Below are 9,503 nucleotides of genomic sequence, written 5' to 3' on the forward strand. Positions count from 1 at the left end.
GTTTTTTGTCACGGAAAGGCGTTAGAAGCCGCCGGATGGACTTGAACACGATTGAAAGCGACGAACTCGGCACCGTGGCCGGACAGCCGGCGGCGCGCGCCACGGCAGGCAAGAAGGTCTTCGTCAAGACCTATGGCTGCCAGATGAACGTCTATGATTCACAGCGCATGACCGATGCGCTGGCCGCCGACGGCTATACCGCGACCGATGCCATCGGCGAGGCCGATCTGGTGCTGCTCAACACCTGCCACATCAGGGAAAAAGCGGCCGAAAAGGTCTATTCCGAACTTGGCCGCATCCGTGACATGAAAGCCGAGCGCGCCAGCGCCGGCCGCGAGATGCTGATCGGCGTCGCTGGTTGCGTGGCGCAGGCCGAGGGCGCCGAGATCATCCGCCGGTCGCCGGCCGTCGACCTGGTCATCGGTCCGCAGACCTATCACCGTCTGCCCGACGTATTGGCCCGGGTTCGCGGCGGCGAGAAGATCGTCGAGACCGACTACGCCATCGAGGACAAGTTCGAGCATCTGCCGCAGCCCAAGCGCGCCGAGGTGATCAAGCGCGGCGTCACCGCCTTCCTCACCGTCCAGGAAGGCTGCGACAAGTTCTGCACCTTCTGCGTCGTGCCCTATACCAGAGGCTCGGAAGTGTCGCGGCCGGTGGCGCAGATCGTCGCGGAGGCCGAGCGCCTGGCGGAGGCCGGTGTGCGCGAGGTGACGCTGCTCGGCCAGAACGTCAACGCCTGGCATGGCCAGGGCGAGAACGGTCAGGAATGGGGTCTCGGCCGCCTGCTGTTCAGGTTGTCCGAAATCCCCGGACTGGCGCGGCTGCGCTACACGACCAGCCATCCGCGCGACATGGACGACGAATTGATCGCGGCCCATCGCGACCTGCCGTCGCTGATGCCCTATCTGCATCTACCGGTGCAATCAGGCTCGGATCGCATTCTGAAGGCGATGAACCGCAGGCATACGGCGCAAGACTATCTGGCGCTGCTCGACCGCATCCGGGGCGCCCGGCCCGATATCGCACTGTCGGGCGACTTCATCGTCGGGTTCCCCGGCGAGACGGAAACTGATTTCGAAGCGACCATGGAACTGGTGCGCCGGGTGAACTACGCCTCGGCCTTCTCGTTCAAATATTCGCCGCGTCCCGGCACGCCGGGCGCCGACATGCCCGACCACGTGCCGGAAGCGGTCAAGGACGAGCGCTTGCAGCGCCTGCAGGCGCTGCTGTTGAAACAACAGCAGGATTTCGGCTTGAGTTTGGTCGGCAGCACCATAGATACGTTGATCGAGAAGCCCGGCCGTCAGGCCGGCCAGAAGGTTGGTCGCTCGCCTTGGCTGCAGCCGGTTATTGTTGATGAAAAGGCCGGCGAAATCGGTGACATTATCAAGGTGCGAATCACGAAGACGGGCTACAACAGCCTGTTCGCCGAATTGGCCTGATGGTCTCGGCAGATGAGGAGAGACGGTTGAGCGCAGCGGAGCTGAAGAATCTGCCCCCGGTACCGGCATCCGGGGCTTCTGACATGGCGCACATCGTTCTGACTTTCGACAACAACAAGCTTGCCAGCGCCCTTTACGGCCAGTTCGATGAGAACCTGGCCCGGCTCGAGCAGAAGCTCGGCGTCGACATCCGCTCGCGCGGCAACCAGCTGACCATAAAGGGGTCCGCTTCCGCCGCCGAACAGGCACGCCGTGCCTTGGACAATCTCTACGGCATCCTGCAGAAGGGCGTCGACATCGGCCAGTCCGATGTCGACGGCGCCGTGCGCATGGCGGTTGCAGCCGACGATCAGCTGACGCTGCCGACGCTGGAGCGCAAGGGCAAGGTTTCCGCCGCCCAGATCGCCACCCGCAAGAAGACCATCTATGCCCGTTCGCTGAACCAGGACGCCTATATGCGGGCGCTGGAGCGTTCGGAGCTGGTGTTCGGCATCGGTCCGGCCGGCACCGGCAAGACCTATCTGGCGGTGGCGCATGCGGCGATGCTGCTCGAGCGCGGCATGGTCGAGCGCATCATTCTGTCGCGGCCGGCCGTCGAAGCCGGCGAACGGCTGGGCTTTCTGCCGGGCGACATGAAGGAAAAGGTCGATCCGTATCTGCGCCCGCTCTATGACGCGCTCTACGACATGATGCCGGCCGACAAGGTCGAGCGTGCGATTGCCGCCGAAGTGATCGAAATCGCGCCGCTTGCCTTCATGCGCGGCCGCACGCTGGCGCACGCCGCCGTCATTCTCGACGAGGCACAGAACACCACGCCGATGCAGATGAAGATGTTTCTCACCCGTCTCGGCGAGAACTCGCGCATGATCGTCACCGGCGATCCCTCCCAGATCGATCTTCCTCCGAGCACCAAGTCAGGCCTGGTCGAAGCCTTGCGTGTCCTCGACGGTGTGGCTGGCGCGGTAACCGTGCGCTTCAACGATGTCGACGTCGTTCGCCATCCGCTGGTGGCGGAAATCGTCAGGGCCTATGACCGGGACACCAAGCTGGCTCGTGGCCTCGGTGCCGAGAATTGATGTGACGATGCGGCCTCATGCCTGAGGACAACATATCCGGCGGCGGGAGCCTTCCGGTTCCCGTCGAGATCGATATATCGGTTGAAGCGGGCGACTGGCCCGATGAAGCAAGCCTGGCGCGGCTGGTCGATCGCGCGGTTGACGCCGCCTTTGCCGAGACCGGCGCGACGGGTCGTTCCGAACTCAGCGTTGTTTTTTCCGACGATGCCCATATCCGTAGCTTGAATGCGGACTGGCGCGGCAAGGACAAGCCCACCAACGTCTTGTCTTTCCCCGCTTTTCCGCATGTGAAAGGTGGCCCGCTGCCGCCGATGCTCGGCGACATCCTGCTTGCCGCCGAAACAGTGGCGCGCGAGGCGGCACTGGAAGACAAGCCGCTGGAGAACCATATCTGCCATCTCGTCATCCATGGCCTGCTGCATCTCATGGGCCATGATCACGAGACCGACGCCGAGGCCGAGGAGATGGAAGCCATCGAGCGCGCCGCGCTTGCAAGGCTTGCCATTCCCGATCCCTACGCGTAACTAAAAAAGATCAATTGACCGGACGACGATGAACGACAAACCAGAGACTGCCGCCCGCCCCGATGCCGGCAGTGCGATCAAGGCTTCCGATACGTCGGAAGAGGGATCAAGTCCGAGTACCGTTACCCCTGGTGTTGCCAACACCGGCAGCGCCGCCGTCGAGCAGTTGCCTGCCGGTCCCTCCCTGTTCAACCGCGTGCTGGGCCTGTTCCGGCAACGCAACGGCACCAGCCTGCGCGAGGAGATCGCCGGCGCGCTCGCCGAGACGACGAGCGATGTCGAATCCTTCTCGCCTGGCGAGCGCGCCATGCTCAACAACATCCTGCGGCTGCGCGAAGTGCGCGTCGAGGACGTCATGGTGCCGCGCGCCGATATCGAGGCGGTCGAGATCGCCACGACGCTCGGCGATCTCCTTGGCATGTTCGAACAATCCGGCCATTCCCGCATGCCGGTCTATTCCGAGACGCTCGACGACCCGCGCGGCATGGTCCATATCCGCGACGTGCTGGCCCATATCACCAAGATCGCGCGCGTCAGGAAGGGCCGTGCAACCCGCAAAGCGCCCGTCGCCACGGTTCTCGATCTTGCCAAGGTCGACCTGGCGCGCACCATCGGGGAGCTCAACCTGATCCGCCAGGTCCTGTTCGTGCCGCCGTCGATGCTCGCTTCCGACCTGATGGGCCGCATGCAGACGACACGCACGCAAATGGCCCTGGTCATCGATGAATATGGCGGCACGGACGGCCTCGTCTCGCTCGAGGACATTGTCGAAATGGTGGTCGGCGACATCGAGGACGAGCACGATGACGACGAGCCGCTGATCACCCAGACCGGCGACGGCGTGTTCATCGTCGACGGCAAGGCCGAGATCGACGAGGTCGCCAAGATGATCGGCGAGGATTTCACCGCGGGCGAACATGGCGAATATGTCGACACCATTGGCGGCATGATCTTCAACACGCTCGGCCGCGTGCCGGCACGCGGCGAGGTGGTACAGGCCATTCCCGGCTTCGAGTTCCATGTGCTCGATGCCGATCCGCGCCGCGTCAAGCGCGTGCGCATCGTGCAGAGCCAGAAGGGCGAGCGCCGCCGGCGCGCCACGGCGCGCACCGAACAGGCTTGAGAAGCTGCCGCGCCATGGCGGTCGAGGATCCGTTCAAGCATCCGGTCCTCGGTTCTGGCGTGTTCTACCGCGACCCGCGTGCGGCGATGGATTGGCTCGAAGCGGCCTTCGGCTTCGAGCCCAGCATGGTGGTCAGCGAAACCGGCGGAAAACTGGTCCATGCCGAGATGCGGTTCGGGGATGGCTACATCATCGTCGATTCCGAATGGGCCGATCATGTCGCGAGCCCCGCATCGGTCCGCGGCAAGAACACGCAGTCGGTCTATGTCAGGCTGAAAGACGGTCTGGATGCGCATTGCGAGCAGGCCCGCGCGGCCGGTGCTGCCATAATCCAGGAGCCGGCGGACCAGTTCTACGGCGAACGCCAGTATCGGGCGCGCGATCCCGAAGGCCATGTCTGGACGTTCACGCAGCCAATCCGTTCTGTTTCCCGTGAAGAGGCCGAGCGGTTGGGTGGCTTGCACATCGAAGGCTGGCACCGGTAGAACCGCAGCCGGGTCGTCGCGCCGGCGTTTGGAGTGCAGGCCACAGCCTGATAAATCTTGCGTCCTGATTCGCGCGACTCGGAAGTATTCATGGTGCGCCTTGCCGGCCGGATAATTCTGCTCTGGGGCTGGCGCCGTGCGCTGGTGGCCTTTCTCGCCGGGGCGCTGGCGGTGCTGGGCCAGGCGCCTTACGATTTCTTCGCCGCCTGTTTCATTTCGTTTCCGGTTCTGGTCTGGCTGCTCGACGGCGCGACCGGCGAAGCTTCGGGCAGCCTGTTGCGGCGCCTGCGGCCGGCTTTCGCCATCGGCTGGTGGTTCGGCTTCGGCTATTTCCTCGCCGGCCTCTGGTGGATCGGCTCGGCGCTGCTGGTCGAGGCCGACGACTTTGCCTGGGCGCTTCCCTTCGCTGTGGTCGGCATTCCTTTCGCGCTCGCATTTTTCTATGGCTTCGCAACGATGGTTGCCCGGCTCCTGTGGAGCAGCGATATCGGCCGCATCGCTGCCCTTGCCTTCGGTTTTGCGCTGGCGGAGTGGCTGCGCGGCTTCCTGTTCACCGGTTTTCCGTGGAATGCCATCGGCTACGCGGCGATGCCTGTACCCCTTTTGATGCAGAGCGTCTCGGTGACCGGCATGATCGGCATGAACGCGCTCGCGGTCTTCGTTTTCGCACTGCCGGCGCTGCTGGCGGCGCGCCGGCATCTTCGGCTGGGCGCCGCGCTGTTTGTCGCGCTCGCGGCCGCCCATGCCGGCTTTGGCTATGTCAGGCTCACCGCCCCCGAAAAGCCGGCGTCGCGCAGTCTCGATGTCCGCATCGTCCAGCCGGCCGTCGACCTGTCGGAAAAATGGGATGCCTCGGTGCGCGACCGTATCTTCGCCACCTTGCTGGGCCTGTCCGCCAAGGCGCCGGACCCAGGTCACGAAAAACCACAGCTGATTCTCTGGCCGGAAACCTCGGTGCCGTTCCTTTTCACCGAGCGTCCCGATGCCTTGACGGCCTTGGGCGACATGCTGGGCGACGGCCAGATGCTGATTGCCGGCGTCGTGCGTGAGGAGGGCGGCTCGGCGGCAAGTGCCGACAGCCGCTATTACAACTCCGTGGTGGCGATCAACGACAAGGGCGAGATCGCCGATGCCGTGGACAAGGTCCATCTGGTGCCGTTCGGCGAGTACCTGCCTTTTGCCGACCTGCTCCGCCGTTTCGGCATCGAACAGCTCGTCGCGGGACCCATGACGTTCACGCCCGGCAACGCGCGTCATCCCATCACGCTGCCGGGCGGCATTCGTGCCCTGCCATTTATCTGTTATGAGGTGATCTTTCCCGACCTGGTGGCAGTTGACGCTACGTCAGCGCAGCTTATTGTGAACGTTACCAATGATGCGTGGTTCGGCGACACGCCGGGACCGTATCAGCATTTCAGGCAGGCCCAGATTCGCGCGGTGGAAAACGGATTGCCCTTGTTGCGTGCCGCCAACAACGGCATTTCGGCCGTTGTCGACCCACGTGGCCGCGTTGTCGATGCGCTGGCGATCGACGCGCGCGGAGCCATCGATGTGAAGGTGCCTGTTTCCGAACAGACGGTCATTTCGCCCCGCCAGCGGCGCATTAACGGAATGCTGATCATGTTGCTGTTTGCGCTTGTAGGGGTGCTGTCGAACGTAAGGCGAAGGCTACGGGTGAATTGACAGTTGGCACATTAGAAACCCATACTGTACCGCCTGAAAATTTCTCGAAGCCGGTGGATCGTTCTGTTGGGGCAGTCGCCTCCGGCTTTGTTTGGGCAGGAAAAAATCAAAAGCCGAAAAAATTCGGCGAGGAAAAAATGACAGAAGAAAACAAGAAGAAGCCCAATCCCATCGATATTCACGTTGGAAGCCGGGTCCGGCTTCGCCGCAATATGCTCGGAATGAGCCAGGAAAAGCTGGGCGAGAATCTCGGCATCACGTTTCAACAAATCCAGAAATATGAAAAGGGCACCAATCGCGTCGGTGCCAGCCGTCTGCAGGCGATAGCCTCCATACTCGGCGTGCCGGTCGCCTTCTTTTTCGAGGACGCGCCGGGCCAGGAACTGACGGCCAACCGTGGCTTTGCCGAGGATAGCTCGATGGCTTTCGCCGTCGAATTCTGCGGCAGTCCCGAAGGACTTCAGCTCAACCGGGCTTTTGTCAAGATCGCCGATGTCAAGGTGCGCCGCAGGATCATAGACCTGGTGAAATCGCTCGCCGAGGACGATCTCGACTGATCCGCAATGCGCCTTGCACCGGCGGCGTGCGCCGCCGGTGGCACAAGATATCGCCTCCGACATTCGGGCCAGACCCGCGGCAACGCTTGACGAGCAGCGCTTTGCCCCGCTAACACGTGGCGCGCCAAAATCGGCAGCCTGCCGATCGTTTTTCAAGAGGGGACACCCGTGACGCGGCAGAACTACTTCTTTACCTCGGAATCCGTTGCCGAGGGCCATCCCGACAAAGTCTGTGACCGGATCTCCGACGAAATTGTCGATCTGGTCTATCGTGAAGCCAAGAAGACCGGCATGGACCCGTGGAAAGTCCGTGTCGCTTGCGAGACCCTGGCGACCACCAACCGCGTCGTCATCGCCGGCGAGGTGCGCGTCCCCGAGACGCTCTTGAAGAAGGACAAGGCCGGCAACATCCTCAAGGACGCCGCGGGCCACCCTGTCGTCAACCCGGCGAAGTTCAAATCCGTCGCCCGCAAGGCGATCCGCGAGATCGGCTACGAGCAGGCCGGCTTCCACTGGAAGACGGCCAAGATCGAGGTCCTGCTGCATGGCCAGTCGCCCGACATCGGCCAGGGCGTCGACAACGCCGCCGACCGTCAGGGCGAGGAAGGTGCCGGCGACCAAGGCATCATGTTCGGCTATGCCTGCCGCGAGACGCCGGACCTGATGCCGGCGCCGATCTACTACAGCCACAAGATCCTCGAACTCCTGGCCGCTGCCCGTCACGAAAACAACGGCGAGGCCGGGAAGCTCGGCCCCGATGCCAAGAGCCAGGTCACCGTCCGCTATGTCGACGGCAAGGCCGCCGAGGCGACGCAGATCGTGCTGTCGACCCAGCATCTCGATTCGACCTGGGATTCCAAGAAGGTCCGCAAGGTTGTCGAACCCTATATCCGTGAAGCACTCGGCGACCTCAAGATCGCCGACGACTGCATGTGGTATATCAACCCGACCGGCAAGTTCGTCATCGGCGGCCCGGACGGCGATGCCGGCCTGACCGGCCGCAAGATCATCGTCGACACCTATGGCGGCGCGGCCCCTCATGGTGGCGGCGCCTTCTCCGGCAAGGACACCACCAAGGTCGATCGGTCGGCTGCCTATGCGGCGCGCTATCTGGCCAAGAACGTCGTGGCGGCAAAACTTGCCGACCGCTGCACCATCCAGCTTTCCTACGCCATCGGCGTCGCCCAGCCACTGTCGGTCTATGTCGACCTGCATGGCACCGGCAAGGTCGACGAGGCCAGACTCGAGGATGCGTTGCGCAGCGTGATGGACCTGTCGCCGTCCGGCATTCGCCGTCATCTCGATCTCAACAAGCCGATTTACGCCAAGACGTCGTCTTACGGCCATTTCGGCCGCAAGGCCGGCCGTGACGGGTCTTTCTCCTGGGAAAAGACAGATCTCGCCAAGGCGCTCAAGGATGCTGTCGCGGCCTGATCGCCACGACGGACCTACGCGACCAGATGAGCCAGCAAGACAGGCCAAGCCGCACGACCGAAGCCTTCTTCGGCCGTCGGCGCGGCAAACCCGTTCGCCCGCAGCAGGCGGCGGCGCTGGAAAGCGGCCTCGGCGCCTACCGGCTCGATCTGACGGCTGAAGTCCCATCGGATCTGCGAACCTTGTTCAAAACCGACGTTTCGGCGGTTCGGCTCGAGATCGGCTTTGGCGGCGGCGAACATCTCCTGCATCGCGCGACCGAGGCGCCGACGATCGGCTTCATCGGCGTAGAACCTTTCGTCAACGGCATGGCCAAGATGATGATGGCGGTGCGGGCAGCGCCGCTGGCCAATCTCAGGGTCTACGACGACGACGCCACCCAGTTGCTTGACTGGCTGCCACCGGCCTCGCTCGACGGTATCGACCTTCTCTATCCCGACCCCTGGCCGAAGAAGAAGCACTGGAAGCGGCGTTTCGTCAGCCCGCTTAATCTCGACCGTTTCGCGCGCGTCCTGAAGCCGGGCTCAAAATTTCGCTTCGCGTCCGACATCGACACTTATGTGAACTGGACCTTGCTGCATTGCCGCGCGCATGGCGCCTTCGCATGGCAGGCCGCGGAAGCGGCGGACTGGCATCGCTCCTATCAGGGCTGGCCGGGTACGCGCTATGAGGCGAAGGCCATCCGCGAGGGCCGCCGACCGGCCTATCTGACCTTTATCAGGACGTAAGCGAGCCCAACCGGCAATGGCTCCAGCAAGCTGTCGGGAGTCTGGGTTGAGTGCTTATCGCAGTCAGAAACGACCGATCCTGTTGAATACGGCCGGGTCCATGCCGAGATTGCGCAGGTCGTCGGCTCTGGGCTTACGCCCGGCTTCCACGGCGCGCGATGCGGCAACGGCGCTGCCGAATGTGGTGAAGAGATCGCCCAAGGTGGAAAATATCTTGCGCTTGCTCATGGCCTTGTCCTTTCGCGCGCCAGCGCGCGCCAATTCAATTCGTTTGATGGCTAACAAATAAGAGCGCCCCACAGGCTCTCACAGGGGGATTGCCGCATGGCGGCCATGCGCCTGCAACAACCCTGGAGCCACAGGCTTTTGGCCGCAGGGCTGCGAATCCAGGTTAACGGGGAAGTTGACCGAGGATTGAGGCGAGGTAGTCGGGGCTCCATCCGGCCTT

Annotated in this window: 10 protein-coding genes; 9 read left to right on the top strand and 1 reads right to left on the bottom strand. The window is 63.3% G+C overall.

Going from position 1 to position 9,503, the window contains the following annotated elements:
• Positions 1-35: 35 nt before the first annotated feature.
• From miaB to FJW08_RS13305, 9 genes are all read left to right on the top strand, one after another.
• Positions 36-1,445, top strand: a complete 1,410-nt coding sequence (gene miaB, locus FJW08_RS13265; RefSeq protein ID WP_140810932.1) for a tRNA (N6-isopentenyl adenosine(37)-C2)-methylthiotransferase MiaB — start codon at positions 36-38, stop codon at positions 1,443-1,445.
• A gap of 83 nt (positions 1,446-1,528) precedes the next feature.
• Positions 1,529-2,521, top strand: a complete 993-nt coding sequence (locus FJW08_RS13270) for a PhoH family protein (RefSeq protein WP_224594177.1) — start codon at positions 1,529-1,531, stop codon at positions 2,519-2,521.
• A 17-nt stretch (positions 2,522-2,538) separates the two neighbouring features.
• A complete protein-coding gene (gene ybeY, locus FJW08_RS13275) occupies positions 2,539-3,045 on the top strand; it encodes an rRNA maturation RNase YbeY (protein WP_140810933.1) in 507 nt (168 codons plus the stop codon).
• Between the two features lie 28 nt (positions 3,046-3,073).
• Entirely contained in the window at positions 3,074-4,168 is a 1,095-nt protein-coding gene (locus tag FJW08_RS13280; protein ID WP_140810934.1) for a hemolysin family protein, read from the top strand.
• A gap of 14 nt (positions 4,169-4,182) precedes the next feature.
• On the top strand, positions 4,183-4,653 hold the full coding sequence (locus FJW08_RS13285) for a VOC family protein (RefSeq protein WP_140810935.1): 471 nt from the start codon (positions 4,183-4,185) through the stop codon (positions 4,651-4,653).
• A 90-nt stretch (positions 4,654-4,743) separates the two neighbouring features.
• Positions 4,744-6,336, top strand: coding sequence for an apolipoprotein N-acyltransferase (gene lnt / locus FJW08_RS13290; protein WP_140810936.1), 1,593 nt, complete (start codon positions 4,744-4,746; stop codon positions 6,334-6,336).
• A gap of 137 nt (positions 6,337-6,473) precedes the next feature.
• Positions 6,474-6,893, top strand: a complete 420-nt coding sequence (locus tag FJW08_RS13295; protein ID WP_127279029.1) for a helix-turn-helix transcriptional regulator — start codon at positions 6,474-6,476, stop codon at positions 6,891-6,893.
• A gap of 168 nt (positions 6,894-7,061) precedes the next feature.
• Complete coding sequence (metK, locus tag FJW08_RS13300; protein WP_140810938.1) at positions 7,062-8,327, top strand: methionine adenosyltransferase; 1,266 nt, start codon at positions 7,062-7,064, stop codon at positions 8,325-8,327.
• A 26-nt stretch (positions 8,328-8,353) separates the two neighbouring features.
• Positions 8,354-9,055, top strand: a complete 702-nt coding sequence (locus FJW08_RS13305; RefSeq protein WP_140810939.1) for a tRNA (guanosine(46)-N(7))-methyltransferase TrmB — start codon at positions 8,354-8,356, stop codon at positions 9,053-9,055.
• Between the two features lie 63 nt (positions 9,056-9,118).
• Here FJW08_RS13305 and FJW08_RS13310 read toward each other — a convergent pair whose 3' ends face one another.
• Complete coding sequence (locus FJW08_RS13310; protein WP_140810940.1) at positions 9,119-9,283, bottom strand: hypothetical protein; 165 nt, start codon at positions 9,281-9,283, stop codon at positions 9,119-9,121.
• Between the last annotated feature and the right edge of the window lie 220 nt (positions 9,284-9,503).

It is taken from the genome of Mesorhizobium sp. B3-2-1 (genome assembly GCF_006439515.1).
GTDB lineage: Bacteria > Pseudomonadota > Alphaproteobacteria > Rhizobiales > Rhizobiaceae > Mesorhizobium.